The organism is Isoptericola sp. F-RaC21, assembly GCF_038593535.1.
GTDB lineage: Bacteria > Actinomycetota > Actinomycetes > Actinomycetales > Cellulomonadaceae > Isoptericola.
In genome coordinates this window covers 456,766-473,077 of sequence record NZ_JBCFYX010000003.1, presented here as the reverse complement: position 1 = coordinate 473,077, position 16,312 = coordinate 456,766, and the positions used below count along the sequence as shown (strand labels likewise).

General features: G+C 74.4%; 14 protein-coding genes. 5 read left to right on the top strand and 9 right to left on the bottom strand.

Annotation, left to right across the window (positions count from 1 at the left end):
* Nucleotides 1-48 precede the first annotated feature (48 nt).
* The gene (locus AAG589_RS12700; protein WP_430567611.1) at nt 49-552 is read left to right on the top strand and encodes a MarR family winged helix-turn-helix transcriptional regulator; all 504 of its coding nucleotides are present in this window, start codon (nt 49-51) and stop codon (nt 550-552) included.
* A gap of 19 nt (nt 553-571) precedes the next feature.
* Nucleotides 572-1,816 carry an MFS transporter gene (locus AAG589_RS12695; protein WP_430567610.1) on the top strand — a complete coding sequence of 415 codons (1,245 nt, stop codon included), beginning with the start codon at nt 572-574 and terminating at the stop codon, nt 1,814-1,816.
* Here the strand turns inward: AAG589_RS12695 and AAG589_RS12690 are convergent.
* The 7 genes from AAG589_RS12690 to AAG589_RS12660 all read right to left on the bottom strand — a co-directional run bounded on the left by AAG589_RS12690 (nt 1,813) and on the right by AAG589_RS12660 (nt 9,486).
* The gene (locus AAG589_RS12690; protein ID WP_430567609.1) at nt 1,813-2,610 is read right to left on the bottom strand and encodes a serine hydrolase; all 798 of its coding nucleotides are present in this window, start codon (nt 2,608-2,610) and stop codon (nt 1,813-1,815) included. The two genes, AAG589_RS12695 and AAG589_RS12690, sit on opposite strands and share 4 nt — an antisense overlap.
* Nucleotides 2,610-3,437: a type 1 glutamine amidotransferase gene (locus AAG589_RS12685; protein ID WP_430567608.1), complete on the bottom strand. Its 828-nt coding sequence runs from the start codon at nt 3,435-3,437 to the stop codon at nt 2,610-2,612. The genes AAG589_RS12690 and AAG589_RS12685 overlap by 1 nt, the downstream gene beginning before the upstream one ends.
* 2 nt (nt 3,438-3,439) lie before the next feature.
* On the bottom strand, nt 3,440-4,705 hold the full coding sequence (locus AAG589_RS12680) for an ABC transporter ATP-binding protein (RefSeq protein ID WP_430567607.1): 1,266 nt from the start codon (nt 4,703-4,705) through the stop codon (nt 3,440-3,442).
* Entirely contained in the window at nt 4,698-5,750 is a 1,053-nt protein-coding gene (locus AAG589_RS12675) for an ABC transporter ATP-binding protein (RefSeq protein ID WP_430567606.1), read from the bottom strand. Before AAG589_RS12675 ends, AAG589_RS12680 begins: the two co-directional genes overlap by 8 nt.
* Before the next feature lie 5 nt (nt 5,751-5,755).
* Nucleotides 5,756-6,703 carry an ABC transporter permease gene (locus tag AAG589_RS12670; protein WP_430567605.1) on the bottom strand — a complete coding sequence of 316 codons (948 nt, stop codon included), beginning with the start codon at nt 6,701-6,703 and terminating at the stop codon, nt 5,756-5,758.
* Nucleotides 6,696-7,700, bottom strand: a complete 1,005-nt coding sequence (locus AAG589_RS12665) for an ABC transporter permease (protein ID WP_430567604.1) — start codon at nt 7,698-7,700, stop codon at nt 6,696-6,698. Before AAG589_RS12665 ends, AAG589_RS12670 begins: the two co-directional genes overlap by 8 nt.
* Before the next feature lie 127 nt (nt 7,701-7,827).
* The gene (locus AAG589_RS12660; RefSeq protein WP_430567603.1) at nt 7,828-9,486 is read right to left on the bottom strand and encodes a peptide ABC transporter substrate-binding protein; all 1,659 of its coding nucleotides are present in this window, start codon (nt 9,484-9,486) and stop codon (nt 7,828-7,830) included.
* 303 nt (nt 9,487-9,789) lie between these two features.
* Between AAG589_RS12660 and AAG589_RS12655 the strand changes: the two genes are divergently transcribed.
* The 3 genes from AAG589_RS12655 (at nt 9,790) to AAG589_RS12645 (ending at nt 13,968) form a co-directional block, all read left to right on the top strand.
* Nucleotides 9,790-10,416 carry a PadR family transcriptional regulator gene (locus AAG589_RS12655; RefSeq protein ID WP_430567602.1) on the top strand — a complete coding sequence of 209 codons (627 nt, stop codon included), beginning with the start codon at nt 9,790-9,792 and terminating at the stop codon, nt 10,414-10,416.
* A complete protein-coding gene (locus AAG589_RS12650; RefSeq protein WP_430567601.1) occupies nt 10,413-11,144 on the top strand; it encodes an ABC transporter ATP-binding protein in 732 nt (243 codons plus the stop codon). The genes AAG589_RS12655 and AAG589_RS12650 overlap by 4 nt, the downstream gene beginning before the upstream one ends.
* An 85-nt stretch (nt 11,145-11,229) precedes the next feature.
* Nucleotides 11,230-13,968, top strand: a complete 2,739-nt coding sequence (locus AAG589_RS12645; protein WP_430567600.1) for an ABC transporter permease — start codon at nt 11,230-11,232, stop codon at nt 13,966-13,968.
* 118 nt (nt 13,969-14,086) lie between these two features.
* On the opposite strand, the gene AAG589_RS12640 is transcribed toward AAG589_RS12645, so the two are convergent.
* Together AAG589_RS12640 and lat are read right to left on the bottom strand one after the other, a co-directional pair.
* Nucleotides 14,087-14,668: a hypothetical protein gene (locus AAG589_RS12640; RefSeq protein WP_430567599.1), complete on the bottom strand. Its 582-nt coding sequence runs from the start codon at nt 14,666-14,668 to the stop codon at nt 14,087-14,089.
* A gap of 235 nt (nt 14,669-14,903) precedes the next feature.
* Nucleotides 14,904-16,262 (bottom strand): L-lysine 6-transaminase, encoded by a 1,359-nt coding sequence (gene lat / locus AAG589_RS12635; protein WP_430567598.1) that lies wholly within the window; start codon nt 16,260-16,262, stop codon nt 14,904-14,906.
* Between the last annotated feature and the right edge of the window lie 50 nt (nt 16,263-16,312).

Sequence of the window (16,312 nt, the reverse complement as noted above, 5' to 3'; positions counted from 1 at the left end):
CACCCGTCAAGATTCTTGACGTCGAGAGACCGGGAGTACTCTCGCCGCATGGATGTGGAGGCACGGTCCGACGAGGTCGACCGGATCGTCGACGCGTGGCGGCGCGAGCGGCCGGACCTGGACGTCGAGCCGCTGACGGTGTTCTCGCGCGTCAGCCGGCTCGCGCGGCACCTGGACCGCGCGCGCCGCGGCGCGTTCGCCCGGCACGACCTGGAGACGTGGGAGTTCGACGTGCTGTCGGCGCTCCGCCGCGCCGGCGAGCCGTACCGCCTGTCCCCCGGCGTCCTCGTGGCGCAGACGCTCGTCACGAGCGGCACCATGACCAACCGCATCGACCGGCTCGAGGACCGCGGCCTGGTGGAGCGCCACCGCGCGCCGTCCGACCGCCGCGGCGTGCTCGTGCAGCTCACCGCGGCCGGCCGGCAGCGCGTCGACGCGGCGATGAGCGACCTGCTCGACGTCGAGGCCCGCGTGCTCGACGCGCTGCCCGCGGCCGTGCGCCCCCAGCTCGCCGCGCTGCTGCGCACCGTCGTCGCGCAGTTCGACGAATGATCTCGGAGATACCCCCAGCGTGACGTCCTACCCCTCCCCCTCCGCCCGCGACGACGGCGCCCGCGCCGGCCTGCTGCTGGCGGCGCTGCTGCTCGTCGCGCTCAACCTGCGTGCCCCGATCACGTCGCTCCCACCCGTGGTGGACGACGTCGCCGCCGCGCTCGGCCTCACGTCCGCGGGCGCCGGCCTCCTCACCTCGGTCCCTGTGCTGTGCTTCGCGCTGTGCACCCCGCTCGCGTCGGTGCTGGTGGCGCGCGCGGGCCCGGAGCTCGCGCTGGGCGCGTCGATGGCGGGGATCCTCGCGGGGACGCTGCTGCGCTCCGGGGGCTCCGTGCCGGCCGCGCTCGTCGGCAGCGCCGTGCTGGGCATCGCGATCACGATCGGCAACGTCGCGGTGCCGGTGGTCATCACGCGCGACTTCCGGCGTCGGGCCGCGGCGGTGACCGGCGCGTACAGCGCGACGATGAACCTCGGGTCGACGTTCACCACCATGCTCACCGTGCCGCTCGCGACCGCGTTCGGCTGGCAGTGGGCGCTGGCCGGCTGGGGCGTGCTCGCGGTGGTCGCGCTGGCGGCGTGGGTCCCGGCGGGGCGGCGGCTCGCGGCCCGCGGGCGCGCCGCGGCCCCGCGCGACGGCGGCGCCCGCGTGCGGCCTCCGTCGGCCCGGGCGGAGCTGGACGCCCTCGAGCCGCCGGCCCGGTCGGCCGTGCGGCGCCTGGTCGTGCTGCTGTCGGTGGCGTTCGCCGGGCAGGCCTTCGGGTACTACGCGGTGACGGCGTGGCTGCCGGAGATCCTGCACGACCGGCTCGGCATGAGCGCCGCCGGCGCCGGCAGCGCGGCGGCCCCGTTCCAGCTGTGCGCGGTGGTGGGGTCGTTCCTCGTGCCGGCCGCGTTCTCGCGCGGCCTGTCGGCGCGCACCGTCGCCGTGGCCATGGCGGCGATGTGGATCTCCCTGCCGCTCGGGCTGCTCCTGGCCCCCGGGCTCTGGTGGCTGTGGGTGGGCCTGGCGGGCGCCGCCCAGGGCGGCAACTTCACCGTGATCTTCACGCTCGTGGCCCAGCGCAGCCCGGGAGTGGCGGTGGCGCGGCGGTCGTCGGCGGTGGTGCAGACGGCCGGCTACGGGTGCGCGGTGCTCGCGCCCACGGTGATGGGGGCCGTGCACGAGGCCTCCCACGGGTGGACGGCGCCCCTGGCGCTCGTGGCCGGGGTGCTCGCCACGATGGCCGCGGCGATGTGGGTCGCGTCGGCCCGTCCCGCCTCCTAGCGGATGCCCGCCAGAGTCACCGCGAGAGAACCCAGCGCCCGCAGCGCCTCCTCGGCGTGCGACTCGTCGTAGCCGCGCGTGCACACCGCGACGACGAGGGCTTCCGGGCCGGGCGTGCCGACGAACGCGACGTCGTGCCGGATGCCGTCCACCCAGCCCGACTTGGAGCCGTACGGCACGCCGTCCGGCACGGCCGCGGTGAGCTGCCGGTCGGTCTGGCGCGCGAGCAGGTCGATCATCCAGAGCGTGCGCTCCGGCCCCGCGACCTGCCCGGTGACGACCGCGGACATCAGCGCCGCCAGGTCGGCGGGCGTGGTGCGATGGGAGTCGCCGCGCTCCTCGGCGGCCAGGTCGCTGTACTTGCGCCCGACGACGCTGGCGCCCGCGCCGACGTCGGCCAGCACCCGGTTGCAGGCGTCGAGGCCGACGAGGTCGATCACCATGTTGGTGGCCTCGTTGGAGGACACGACGATCATCCGCTCGATCACCAGGCCCACCGGCATGAACGTGCCCGGCGGGGGCATGCCCGGGTCGAGGTCGTCGGGCTCGATGCGGTAGTCCGGGGCGCCCGGCACCTGCGAGGTGAACGTGTCGGCGCTGGCCACCTCCTCGTCGAGCGTCAGCTCCCCGGTGTCCAGCGCGCGGGCCGCAGCCGCCAGCACGGCGAGCTTGACCGTCGACGCCGCGTAGAACGGAGCGTCCCCGTCGCGCTCGGCGAGCACCTCGCCGCCCGCCCGGCGCACCTGGTACGCGACGGCGGGGACGCCGTCGGAGTGCGTGCCCGTGGCCGGCATCAGCGCACTCCCGAGACGTTGTGAGCGGAATTCTGGCCCCGATCTTCGGCGTGTCGAGGGCGTGTCTCCCGCTCACAGCGGTGGACGACGGCGGCGAACGCGGCCGCGAGCGCGCGGGCCTGCGTGTCGTTCTCGGGGGCCCGCTCGAGTGCGGCGGCCAGCAGCTCGTCGCGGTCGAAGCCCAGCGCGGCGAGCTCGTCGGCGTCCCAGGTGCCGATGCGCTCCGGCGCCGCCTCGGGGTGGAACTGCAGCCCCCACGCGACCTCCCCGACGCGGAACGCCTGGACGCCGCACGCGTCGCTCGTCGCGAGGTGCACGGCCTGCGGCGGCAGCCCCGTGATCGAGTCGACGTGGCTCTCGACCATCCGCACCTCGCCGCCGACGGCGAGCTGCCCGAGCGGGCCCAGCAGGGCGTCGTCGGCCGCGTCGTCGAGCAGGCGCACGGGGCACAGCCCCTTCTCCGTCTCGCCGGACCGACCCGTCACCGTGCCGCCCGTGACGTGCGCGAGCACCTGCCCGCCCAGGCAGATGCCCAGCACCGGGACGCCGGCGTCCAGGGCCTCGGCGACCAGGGCGCGCTCGTGCGGCAGCCACGGGGCCCGCTCGTCCTCGTCGGGCAGCAGGCCGCCGCCCAGCAGCACGAGACCCGCCACCCCGTCGGGCGCCGCGGCACCTCCGTCGGCGAGCGAGGGGACCTGCTCCACGAGGTCCGCACCCTGCACGACGACGGCGGACGCGCCGTCCGCCTCCAGCCAGTCCGGCAGGCGGCCGGGTCCGCTGTGCGGCGAGTTCTGGACGAGGACGACGGTCGGTCGGCGGTCGGTCACGGTCAGCGCTCCCTGCTCTCGAGGACGGGGCTGTCGGGGACGGTCTCGGGCACGGACCCTTCGCCGTCGGGCTCGTGGTCACGGGGAGGTGCGCCCTCGTGCTCGCCGGCGAGGTCCGCCGTCGCGGGGGCCGCCGGCCGGCCGCCGAGCGCCGCCGCCTGCTCGGCGAAGTGGCACGCGGCGGCGTGCGGCACGGCCACGCCGGCCCCGCCGTCGTCGTCGCCGCGACGGCCGAGCGGCACGAGCACCGGGTCCTCGGTGCGGCACCGCGCGGGCACGGCGTCAGGGCCGTCGCCGCTGATCCCCTCGTCTGCTGCGAGCCGACGCGCGAGCCAGCAGCGGGTGTGGAAGCGGCAGCCGGACGGCGGGTCGGCGGGCGACGGCGGGTCGCCCTCGAGCAGCAGCTCGTCGTCGCGCCGGGCGGCGGGGTCGGGCACCGGCACGGCGGACAGCAGCGCCCGGGTGTACGGGTGGTGCGCGGCCCCGTAGACGGACGGCCGGTCGCCCTCCTCGACGACCCGGCCCAGGTACATCACCGCGACCTCGTCGGCGATGTGCTGCACCACGGCCAGGTCGTGCGCGATGAACAGGTACGACAGCCCCAGCTCGTCCTGCAGGTCCTCCAGCAGGTTGATGACCTGGCCCTGCACGGACACGTCGAGGGCGGAGACGGGCTCGTCGCACACGAGCACCCGCGGCTTGACCGCGAGCGCCCGCGCGATCCCGACGCGCTGCCGCTGGCCGCCGGAGAACTGGTGCGGGTAGCGGTGCGCGTGGTCGGGGTCGAGGCCGACCAGCTCGAGCAGCTCGGCCACCGCCCGCCGCCGGCCGCCGGCCGGCACGGCGCCGGGGTGGATCCGGAACGGCTCGGCGACGATCTCCCCCACCGGCATGCGCGGGTTCAGCGACGTGTACGGGTCCTGGAACACCATCTGGACGTTGCGGCGCAGCTCGCGGCGGGCGGCGCGCGACATCGTCGAGACGTCCTCGCCGTCGACGAGCACCTGCCCGCGCGTCGGCTTCTCGATCCCCACGAGCACGCGGGCGAGCGTGGACTTGCCGGACCCGGACTCCCCCACGAGGCCGAGGGTGCGCCCCCGGCGGAGCGTCAGCGAGACGCCGTCGACGGCCTGGACCTGGCCCACGGTGCGCCGGATCACTGCGCCGTGGCGCACGGGGTACGACTTGGCGAGGTCGCGCACCTCGAGGACGACGTCGTCGGGGGGCGACGGCCGTCCTGCGGCGGGTGTCGTGACAGTCTCAGGCACGGGCGCCTCCCAGGAGCTCGGCGGCGAAGTGGCAGGCCGACGACCGCCCGGGGGCGACGCCGTCCAGCGGCGGCTCGTCGGTGCGGCACACGTCGCGGGCCATGTCGCACCGGGGGTGGAACGAGCAGCCCGGCGGGACGCGGCCCGGCGCGGGCGGCCGGCCCGGCACGACGGGCAGCCGGCCCCCGGCCCGGTCGTCGGCGGCGCCCACGGCGTCGAGGCGCGGCACCGAGCGCAGCAGGGCCCGCGTGTAGGGGTGCGCGGGCGCCGCGTACAGGTCGCGCACGGGCGCGTGCTCGACCGCGCGGCCGGCGTACATCACGGTGACGTCGTCGGCGACACCCGCGACGACGCCCAGGTCGTGGGTGATGAGCACCAGCCCCATCTGCCGCTCCGCCTGGATCTCCGCGAGCAGCCGCAGCACCTGCGCCTGCACCGTGACGTCGAGCGCGGTCGTCGGCTCGTCGGCGATGAGCACGTCCGGGTCGAGGGCGAGCGCGGACGCGATCATCACGCGCTGGCGCATGCCGCCGGAGAACTGGTGCGGGTACTCGTCCACCCGCTGCGCCGCGTTCGGCACCTTCACCAGGTCCAGCAGCTCGACGGCGCGACGCCGGGCCTCCCGCCGCGACGTCCCGGTGCGCGACCGCAGCGACTCCGTGAGCTGGTAGCCCACCGTGTGCACGGGGTTGAGCGCGGCCAGCGCGTCCTGGAAGACCATCGCGACGTGCGTGCCGCAGTGCGCACGGTGCTTCGTCGGGGACAGGGCGAGCAGGTCGGTGCCGCGGTACCGCGCGGTGCCCCGCACGACGCGCGCCGTCGGGGGCAGCAGCCCCATCACCGCCAGGGAGCTCACCGACTTGCCGCAGCCGGACTCGCCCACGAGGGCCAGCGTGCGGCCCGCCTCCACCCGGTAGCCGAGGCCGTCGACGGCCCGCACCGCGCCGTCGTCCGACCGGAACTCGACCGCGAGGTCCTCGACCTCGAGCAGCACGTCGCCGGCGGTCCGCTCCGCGCCGGTGGGCGTGATCAGGGTGTCCGTCATGTCGATCACCGGAGCCTCGGGTCGAGGGCGTCGCGCAGGGCGTCGCCGAGGGCGACGAGCGCCAGGACCGTGAGGACCAGGCACCCGAGCGGGTACAGGAGCAGGTACGCGTAGCCGCCGGTCACCCAGTCCGCGCCGTTCGTGATCATGATGCCCCAGCTGATCGCCGGCGGCCGCACCCCGATGCCGAGGAACGCCAGCACGGCCTCCGTGCTGATCACGCCCGCGATCGCCGTCGGCACGAGCGCCGTGACCGGGCCGATCGCGTTGGGCAGCACGTGCCGCACCATGACGCGCAGGTCGGAGGCGCCCAGCGCGCGGGCGGCCGTCACGTAGTCGAGGTTCTTGGCCTCGAGCGTGGCCGCGCGGACGTAGCGGGCGTACGCCATCCAGCCGAACAGGGTGAGCACCACCGCCGGTAGCAGGATGACGTCGAACGTGCCGCCGCCCACGCTCACCTTGCGGAACAGCGTGAGGAGCAGCAGCGCGGCGAGCAGCAGCGGGATGACGAGGAACACCTCGATGGTGCGGGACACCACCGTGTCCACCCATCCGAGGTAGTACCCCGCCAGCAGGCCGAGCGTGACGCCGATGACGAGGGACGCACCCACCACCACGAACGCCAGCGTCAGCGAGGGGCGGGCGCCGTGCACCAGCTGGGCGAGCAGGTCGCACCCGTGCACGTCCGTGCCGAGCGGGTGCTCGGCCCCGAGGCCCTGCGGCCGGATCTTCGAGTCCCCGATGCGGCAGCTCTGCGGGTTCGTGCTGGTGAACAGCGTCGGGAAGGCCGCCATCACGGCGAAGAAGACCACGACGACGGACGCGGCGATCACGTCGGGCCGGCGGCGCAGCCGGCGCCAGGCGTCCCCGCCGAGCGAGGTCGACGCGTCGACGGCCGGGGCGTCGGGCGTGGTGGCGGCCGCCGTGGGCGGGGGTGCGGTGCGGTCAGGCATAGCGGATCCTCGGGTCCAGGGCGGCGTAGGCGATGTCGACGACGAGCATCACGGCCACCGTCACGGCGGCGAGGATCGTCACGATGCCGAGGATGAGGGCCACGTCCGCGGCGCGGACCGCCTCCCAGAGCACCCCGCCCATGCCGTAGATGTTCATCATCCCCTCGGTGACGACGGCGCCGGCGAGCGCCTCGGTGAACGTCAGGCCCACGGCGGTCACCACCGGCACCGCGGAGTTGCGGATCACGTGGTGCGCCACGACGTGCCGCTCGTTCAGGCCCCGCGAGCGGGCGGTGCGCACGTGGTCGCCCGCGTACGACTCGAGCTGGCTCGCCCGCACGAGGCGGATGAACGCCGCCGAGCCGGCCAGGCCCAGCAGGATGCCGGGCACGAGCAGCGTCGCCCACGGGTGGTCGTCGTCGAACGACGGTCTGAACCACAGGGCGGGCAGGCTGCCCGCCCCGAAGGTGTCCTCGGCCCAGCCGCTCAGCGGCACCGCGAAGACGTAGCGGTACACCAGCAGCAGCACGAAGATCGGGAACGCGTCGATGAGCACCGACGTCAGCCGGATGCCGTGGTCCGCGGACCGGTCGCGCCGCCGGGCCGCCATCGTGCCGAGCCCCATGCCGAGCACGAACCACACGATCGTGACGATCAGGAACAGCTTGAGCGTGTTCGGCGCGGCCGTGGCGACGATGTCCGTCACCTCGCGCCCGCGCAGGTTGGTGCCGAAGTCGCCCTGGGCGTACTGGCCGAGCCGCTCGACGAACGGTCCCAGGCACGGGTTGCCGGTCTGGTCGTAGCAGGGGTCGTCGAGGCCGTAGCGCGCCTCGACCGCGGCGAGCTGGGACGCCGTCGGGACCTTGTCGCCAAAGAACGCCAGGGCGGGGTTGCCGTTGAGCTGGATCGCGAACGTCGTGAGCAGGTGCAGCACGAACATCACGAGCAGCAGGGTGCCGACCCCCAGGACGGAGCGGCGGAGGATGTAGCGGCCCATTCACAGACTTTCTGGTGGTGCGGGGAGGGACGCCGGTCGAGCCCGTCCCCGGTGGTCGAGCCTGTCGAAACCTGGTTTCGACAGGCTCGACCACCGGGGCCTGCAGGCTCGACCCACGACGTCGTGGCTAGCCGTTCGTGACCTCGAGGAGGCGCAGCTTGGGCTCGCCGCTGAACGGGTCGAGGACGACGTTCGACACGTTCTCGCTGTAGTAGTCGGTGTTCTGCGCCACGAACAGGGGCACCGTCGGGAAGTCGGCGGCAAGGATCTTCTCCGCCTCCTGGTACTGCGAGACCGCGTCGTCGAGGGTCGCGGCCTCGTCGCCGGCCTTGACGGCCGCCTCGAAGTCCTCGCTGTAGTAGCCGAACTCCACGTTGCCGTTCTTCGCGTCGCCGCTGGCGTACACGGGGGCGAGGTAGTTCTCGTTCAGCGGGTAGTCCGGGAACCAGTTGGCGCGGAACGGGCCGGAGAAGTCGCGGGCGGCGCGGCGGGCGAAGTAGTCCGGCGTCGCGTCCAGCTCGTAGGGGATGCCGAGCGTCTCCTGGATCGAGTCGCCGACCGCCTTGAACAGCTCCTGCTCGACGGCGTCCTGGCCGAGGTGGATGGTCAGCTTCTCGCCCTCGGGCCAGCCGCCGGCCTTCTCCAGCGCCGCCTTGGCGGCCTCGGGGTCGAACGTGCACCACTCGCACGTGCCCCCGGTGCCGCCGGGGACGACGTCGGCCGGCACCCAGCTGTCGGCGGGCACGCGCTGGCCGGGCAGCAGGGCGTCGATGATCCCCTGACGGTCGACGGCCAGCGAGATCGCCTTGCGGAACTCGACGTCCTTCCAGGGTCCGTCCTTGTACAGCGGGAACGCGAGGTAGGTGAGCGCGGCGCCCGGGCCCTCGACGTACCGCTCCTGCAGGTCGGGGTCGTTCGCGGCGGCCTGCTGCTCGGCGGGCGGCGGGACCGCGAAGTCGAGGTTGCCGGCCTGGAAGTCCGGCCAGTTGTCCTCGCCGGTGTACTCGGTCCACTCGATGGCGCCGTAGCCGGGCGTCTCCTTCAGCGTGTAGTCCTCCCACCGCTTGGCGGTGAGGTTCACGCCCTGGTCCCACTTCTCGACCTCGAACGGGCCGTTGCCGATCGGCTGCACGGCGCACGCGTCGATGTCGTCGAGGCACTCCTGCGCGATCGGGAAGAAGCCGGTGTAGCCGAGCATCGTGCCGAACCCGGCGAACGGGCCCGTGAGCGTGACCTCGAGCGTCTGCGGGTCCACGACCTTCAGGCCCGACAGCGTGTCCGCCTCGGGCTTCTTGGTGACGTTGCCGTCGTCGTCGGTCTCGCCCTGCATCTCGTCGTAGCCGGCGATGCGCTCGAAGAAGTAGTTGTTCGCCATGGCGTTCGGGCCGTAGGCCGCGTAGTTCCAGGCGCGGGCGAACGCGTCGGCGTCCACCGGCTCGCCGTTCTGGAACGTCAGGTCCGGCTTGATCTTGATCGTCCAGACCGTGTTGTCGTCGGTCTCGATGCTGTCGGCCACGTAGTTGTACGGCTCGGTGGTCTTCGGGTCGTACCGGACCAGCCCGTCGTACACGACGTCGAGCACGGAGATGTTGTCCCCGACGTTCGAGTCCATCGGCAGCAGCGTCTCGACGTCCTGCGACAGCGCCAGGTGCAGCGTCGCGTCCGGGTCGCTCCCGCCGCCGTCCGTAGCCTCACCGTCGCCGCCGTCGTTCCCGCCGCCCGAACAGCTTGCCAGCACCAGCGTCACCGCTGTCGCCGCGGCCGCCAGCGCGGCCCTTCGCCCCATCGTCACCGGCTTCTCCCCACGTCGTGGTCGCTCCAGGCGTCCTTGCCTTGCCGTGTTCACGTCGTCGTGCACGTCGTCCGCGGCCCGCTGCTGCGGCGCACGACGACGTTGCCGTGGAACATATCGCCATCATGGCCTGCCGTGGTGAAAATCACTGTTAAGGATGGGTAACGATCGACCGCGTGTCGCGGCGCCGGCCGCGAAGACTCGCGGCGGGCACGGTCGGCGCGCTTGACTCCGGGTAGTTACTCGGCAAGTATCCTCACACGCACCGATGCTTACCCGGTAACCATGGAGGTCAGGGTGTCCGTCAGACAGGGATTCCTCGCGCTGCTGTCCGAGCGCCCTATGCACGGCTATCAGCTCCGCCAGGAGTTCGAGGCGCGGACGGGCGGCACCTGGCCGCTCAACATCGGCCAGGCCTACACCACCCTGCAACGGCTGCAGCGCGACGGCCTCGTCGAGCCGGCGTCGGACGACGACGAGGGACCGGAGCGGTTCCGCCTCACCGACGCCGGTCGCGCCGAGGCGGACGCCTGGTGGCTGCGGCCCGTGGAGCGCAAGGCACCCGCCCGCGACGAGCTCGCGATCAAGCTCGCGCTCGCCGTGACGGTGCACCCGGACGGCCACGGCGTCGACGTCGCGGCCGTCATCCAGCGCCAGCGGACCGAGTCGCTGCGCGCGTTGCGCGACTACACGCTGCTCAAGCGCGACGCCGCCGACGACCCCGACGGCCTCGCCTGGTCCCTGGTGCTCGACTCGCTGGTCTTCGCCGCCGAGGCGGAGGTGCGGTGGCTGGACCACGTCGAGTCCACCGTCGCCCGGGCGGCAGCACGCCCGGCGGCCCAGCCCGTCGAGACCTCGCCTGCCGAGAAGCCCGACGGCCTCGACAGGCTCGGCCGGCCGCGGGCGAAGGGCGGCGCGCGATGAGCTCCCCGGTGATGCTGCGGATGACGGCGGTGACGCGCGTGCACGGGCACGGCGCCGCCGAGGTGCACGCGCTGCGCGGCGTCGACCTCGAGGTGCGCATGGGCGAGCTCGTGGCGGTCATGGGTCCGTCGGGTTCCGGCAAGTCGACGCTGCTGAACCTCGCGGGCGGCCTCGACACCCCGACGTCGGGCACCGTCACGGTGGGGCGCGACGACGTCGGCGCCCTCGACGCGAAAGCCCGCGCCCGGCTGCGGCGCAAGCATGTGGGCTACGTCTTCCAGGACCTCAACCTCGTGCCCGCGCTCACCGCGCTCGAGAACGTCACGCTCCCCCTCGAGCTGGACGGCCTGTCCGCCCGTCGGGCCCGCGCCAAGGCCACCGCCGCCCTGGCGACCGTCGGGCTCGACGACCTCGCCGACCGCTTCCCCGACGACATGTCCGGCGGCCAGGCGCAGCGGGTCGCCATCGCCCGCGCGCTCGTCGGGCCGCGCCGTCTCGTCCTCGCCGACGAGCCCACCGGCGCGCTCGACTCCGTGACCGGCGAGGCGGTGATGCGCGTGCTGCGCGAGCGCGTCGACGCCGGGGCCGCCGGCCTCCTGGTCACCCACGACGCGCGGCACGCCGCCTGGGCGGACCGCATCGTCTTCCTGCGCGACGGCGTCGTCGTCGACTCCACCGGAGCCGCCGCCGGGCCGGAGTCGCTGCTGCACCGCGCGGTGCACGCGTGAACGCGAGGAGCCCCCGTCCAGGGGCGCCGAGGCACGATGTGCACCGGAGCGAGGCACCGCGGCGATCGGGCAAGGAGAGGACGGCGTGAGCGGCCCGGTCGCGCGGTGGCGCGGGCGCTGGCGCGTCGCGCTGCGGTACGGGTGGCGGGACGCCCGCCGGAACAAGGGCCGGACGACGCTGGTCGCCGTGATGGTGGCGCTGCCCGTCGCGATCGGGTCGTTCGCGACGACCGCGCTGTGGTCGGCGCAGGAGACCCCGGAGACGATGGCGCAGCGTGCGCTCGGCCCCGACCTCCAGGCGGCGGTGACGCTGACCGAGATGCCGATCGACCAGACGCCCGACGGAAGCGGCTTCGGCAGCACCGGTCAGGGGGACGACGACCCGTTCGAGCCGCGCCCCGCGGCGGCGGTCGAGGCGGACCTCACCGCCGCCCTCCCGCGCGACGACCGGCTGGTCCCCGTCGTGCGCGCCCTCGACGGCGGGTTCGACGTGCACGGCAAGGACGGGCAGCTCACCGCGTACGGCATCCTCCAGGGCGACCTGACGGACCCGGACCTCGCCGGAGCGTTCCCGCTCGACGACGGCGCGCTGCCCTCCGACGGGGAGGTCGCCCTCGCGGCGTCGACCGCGGACCAGCTCGGGCTCGCCGTCGGCGACCCGGTGACGCTGACGCGCGGCGGGAGCGATGTTGAGATTGTCGCCACCGTGTCCGGGCTGCTCGCCCACGACGCCGCACAGAGCACCACGCTCCTGTTTCCCGCCTCCGGCCCGCTGACCGCCCCCGCCGAGCTGCCGAGCGACGACGGCGAGGGCGACGGGGACTGGACGCAGTGGTTCGTCGCCGGCGACGAACCCGTCACCTGGGACGACGTGCTGGAGCTCAACCGGCTCGGGGTCGTCGTCACGAGCCGCGACGTGCTGTTCGACCCGCCGCCGGACGAGGCGGTGCCGTACTACGGCGGCATGCCGGCCACGAGCACGGCCGACCAGATCGACCAGTGGGCGCCCTTCGCCGCCGTCGCCGCGGTGGCGCTGCTCGAGGTGGTGCTGCTCATCGGCCCGTCGTTCGCGGTGGGCGCACGCCGCTCCGCGCGGTCGTTGGCGGTGATCGCGGCGGCGGGCGGAACCCGGCGCACGCTGCGCGCCGTCGTGCTGGGCACCGGCGTCGTCATCGGCGTCGGTGCGTCCGCCGTCGGGGCCGTCGTAGGGGTCGGTGCGGCCGCGCTGGTCGTCACCCTGCTGACCGAGGCCGCGCTCGCGATCCTGTGGCCGCCGGTGGTGGCGATCGTCGCCGTCGGCGTCCTGCTGGCCGCGGGAGCCGCCTGGCTGCCGGCGCGGCGCGCGTCCCGCGCGGACGTGGTGGCCGTCCTGGCCGGGCGCCGCGGCGAGACGTCGTACCGGCGCTGGCCGGTCGTCGCCGGGACCGCCGTGGGTGCCGCGGGGTTCGCGGCCGCGGTCGCCGCCGGTCTCGCGGGCCAGGCGCTCGGCGTCGCCGGCGGCGCGGTGGTCGGCGAGCTCGGCCTGGTGCTCGCGTGCGGCGGCGTCGTCGGGGCCCTCGGCCGCCTCGCGGGCCGCCTGCCGCTGTCCTGGCGGTTCGCGCTGCGCGACGCCGCCCGGAACCGTGGCCGTACCGCGCCGGCTCTGGCCGCCGTGCTGGTCGCCGTGGCCGGCGCGAGCGCCGGGCTCGTCTACTCCGTCGCCCAGACGGCGCACAACGCGAGATCCCAGGCACTCGTCGCCGCGCCCGGGGTCCTCGTGCTCGGTGCCTCAGACCTCGGCACGGATTCGCAGCTCACCCCCGAGCAGGGCGAGCGGGTCCGGTCGATCGTGCACGACGTCCTGCCGGACGCCGGGGAGCTGCTCCCCGTCACCGTGCTGCGCGGGCCGCACGACGACGCGACGTCCACGACCGTCGGCGCACCGCCGACCGCCGCCGCCGAGGCAGGCTACAGCCAGGCCCAGCAAGGGATCCTCGGACCGATCGTCGACGACGGCTCGCTCGCGCCGCTGCTCGGGCTGCCCTCCCCCGACACGGCGGCCGCCGCCCTGTCCGCCGGCCGCGCCGTCGTGCAGACGGGCACGGCGGACGACGACGGCACCGTGCGGCTCGACGTCCGCACCTGGGACGACGAGGGGCAGCGGGAGACCGGGAAGCGGTCGGTGCAGCTGCCCGCGACCGGCGTCGGCGACCCGCTCGGGCCGTCGAACGCCAACTTCCCCGTCGTGCCGCCGTCCGCCGTCGACGCGATCGGCGTCGGCACCGCCCTCGGCGGGTTCGTCGCCCGGCCCGACGTCCCGCTCGACGACGTCCAGCAGCAGACGCTGCAGGCCGCGCTGAACGACGCGTTCCCGGGTTCGGACGAGTGGGACTGCACCGTGTGCGTGTCCACGGGGCAGGGAGTGCAGCAGTACGGCTCCCCGCAGTGGCTGAGCTCGCTGCTCATCGTGGGCGGCGCGGGCATCCTGGCGCTCGCCGCGGCGTGGATCGTCGCGGCGCTGGCGGCGACGGAGTCGCGCCCGGACCTCGCGACGCTCGCCGCCGTCGGCGCAGCCCCGACCACCCGCAAGCGGATCGTCGCCGCGCAGGCGGGCACGGTCGCCGTCGTCGGCAGCGTGCTGGGCGGGCTGTCGGGGATCGTGCTGGGCGCGGCATTCGTGCTGTTCGAGCGGTTCCGGTACGACGTGCCCGACCCGCGGTGGACGGTCGAGGTGCCGTGGGCGGTGCTGGGCGCGACGGTCGTCGTGCTGCCCCTGCTGGCGGTGTCCGCCGCGTGGCTGGTCACCCGGTCGCGCCTGATCCTCACCCGCCGCCTCGCGAGCTGACGCACCGCCGGTCGAGCCTGTCGAAATCCCGGTCCTCCACCTCGGTGATTGAGCTTGTCGAAATCCGGTTCCTCGTCGGGTTTCGACAGGCTCAACCAGCGGCAGGGTTCGGACAAGCTCAACCAGCGTGCCGGCGGGCCAGGTCGACGACGGCGGCCGTCACGTCGTCGAGCGCCCGCGCCGTGCGCGCCGGGTCGTCGTCGACCTCCAGGGAGTGGTCGCCGCCGTCCACCTCGAGCACGCGCACGCCGGACGACGCCGCGAGCTCGGAGTCCCACAACGGGTCGGCCGTCCCACCCGCCAGCAGCGCCGGCGTGCCGGCAGCACCCAGGCGAGCGGCGGCGGCCCGCACCTCCGGCGCCCGGTCCGTCGCCAACAGCGGCGTCAGCCACGCGCCGGCCAGCCCCAGCTCGACGGCGACGGGCAGCGCCAGCGTGCCGAGCGACTTCGCCAGCACCAGGTGCACCGCGTCCGCCGCGACGGCCACGCCGTCCCGCAGGACGTCGGCGTACACCCGCCGTGCGACGTCGAAGTCCGGCCGCCCGTCCCACACCACGGTCCGCGTCGACCAACCGGCAGCACGCAAGGCAGCAGCGGGCCGTGCCAGCACCGGCCCTTCCGCCGTGTACCCGACGCCCGGCAGCACAGTCAGCACCCGCTCGGCCTCGCCGTCGTCCACCACCACGCGATGTTCAGCCACCGGTCGAGCGTGTCACAGCCCGATCCACCACGACCAGAGGACGACAGAAGGCCGGGCGGGGGATCGCGCGCACGGTCGTAGAAGTCCCGAAGTGGAGGGCGCCCTGGCGCCCGTGAACGCGACCGTGCGCGCGATCCCCCGACCGGCCGTCAACCGTCACCGGGTTTCGACAGGCTCAACCAGCGGCGCCGGGGTTTCGACAGGCTCAACCAGCGGCGCCGGGGTTTCGACAGGCTCAACCAGCGGCGACGACGCGATCGAGCGCCGCGACCGCTGCATCCAGCACGGTCTCGTCGACGGTCAGCGCCGGCCGGAACCGCACGGACCGCTCCCCGCACCCGAGGATCATGAACCCCCCGTCGTGCAGCCCGGCCAGGACGGCGTCGCGCACGTCGCGCGACGGCAGCGACACCGCGCACATGAGCCCTCGGCCGCGGGGGTCGGTGACGACGCCGGGGTGCGCGGCCGCGAGCGACTCGAGGCGCGCCAGCAGCCCGGCGCCGACGCGCGCGGCACGCTCGAGCAGCCCCTCGGCCTCGATCACCTCGAGGATGCGGCGGGAGCGGACCATGTCGGTGAGGTTGCCGCCCCAGGTGGAGTTGATGCGGGACGAGACGGCGAACACGTTGTCGGGCACGTCGTCGACGCGGCCGCCGGCCATGACGCCGCACACCTGCGCCTTCTTGCCGAAGGCGACGACGTCGGGCTGGACGCCGAGCTGCTGGTAGGCCCAGGCGGTGCCGGTCATGCCGACGCCGGTCTGCACCTCGTCGAGGACGAACAGGGCGTCGTGCTCGTGGCACAGGGCCTGCATGGCCTGGAGGAACTCGGGTCGCAGGTGGTGGTCGCCGCCCTCGCCCTGGATCGGCTCGGCGACGAAGCAGGCGATGTCGTGCGGGTGCGCCTCGAACGCGGCGCGGGCCTCGGCGAGGGCCCGGGCCTCGAGCGCCTCGACGTCGCGGGGCGCGCCGGCGGCGTCGTGCCCGGGGTACGGGGAGGTGATGCGCGGCCAGTCGAACTTGGGGAACCGGGCGACCTTGCCGGGCTCGGTGTTGGTGAGCGACATGGTGTAGCCGGAGCGGCCGTGGAACGCGTGCTCGAGGTGCAGCACCCGGGTCCCGAGCTCGGGCGGGCGGCCGTGCGCCTCGTTGTGCCGCGACTTCCAGTCGAAGGCGACCTTGAGGGCGTTCTCGACGGCCAGAGCACCGCCGTCGACGAAGAACAGGTGCGGCAGGGCGGGGTCGCCGAGCACGCGGGCGAAGGCGTCGACGAAGCGGGCGAGCTCGACGGTGTAGACGTCGGAGTTGGACGGCTTGTTGATCGCGGCCCGGGTGAGCTCCTCGCGGAACACCGGGTCGCGGGACAGGGCGGGGTGGTTCATGCCCAGCGGGTTGGAGGCGAAGAACGTGAACAGGTCGGTCCACTCGCGGCCGTCGCGGGCGTCGACGAGGGTCGAGCCGTGCGAGCGGTCGAGGTCGAGCACGAGGTCGAAGCCGTCGACGAGCAGGTGCTCGCGCAGCGACTCGAGGACGGCGGTGGCCTCGATCGAGCCGCCGACGCTGGAGGCTGTGCGCGGAGAGATTGTCTCGGTCATACCCCGACGGTAGAGGAGAACTTCCTGTCCAACCAGAGCGTGACCGCAAA

Coding starts and splice junctions, on each gene's coding strand:
- AAG589_RS12690 (WP_430567609.1), bottom strand. CDS start 2,610: ATGCCGGCCACGGGCACGCACTCCGACGGCGTCCCCGCCGTCGCGTAC.
- lat (WP_430567598.1), bottom strand. CDS start 16,262: ATGACCGAGACAATCTCTCCGCGCACAGCCTCCAGCGTCGGCGGCTCG.
- AAG589_RS12660 (WP_430567603.1), bottom strand. CDS start 9,486: ATGGGGCGAAGGGCCGCGCTGGCGGCCGCGGCGACAGCGGTGACGCTG.
- AAG589_RS12675 (WP_430567606.1), bottom strand. CDS start 5,750: ATGACGGACACCCTGATCACGCCCACCGGCGCGGAGCGGACCGCCGGC.
- AAG589_RS12650 (WP_430567601.1), top strand. CDS start 10,413: ATGAGCTCCCCGGTGATGCTGCGGATGACGGCGGTGACGCGCGTGCAC.
- AAG589_RS12670 (WP_430567605.1), bottom strand. CDS start 6,703: ATGCCTGACCGCACCGCACCCCCGCCCACGGCGGCCGCCACCACGCCC.
- AAG589_RS12665 (WP_430567604.1), bottom strand. CDS start 7,700: ATGGGCCGCTACATCCTCCGCCGCTCCGTCCTGGGGGTCGGCACCCTG.
- AAG589_RS12700 (WP_430567611.1), top strand. CDS start 49: ATGGATGTGGAGGCACGGTCCGACGAGGTCGACCGGATCGTCGACGCG.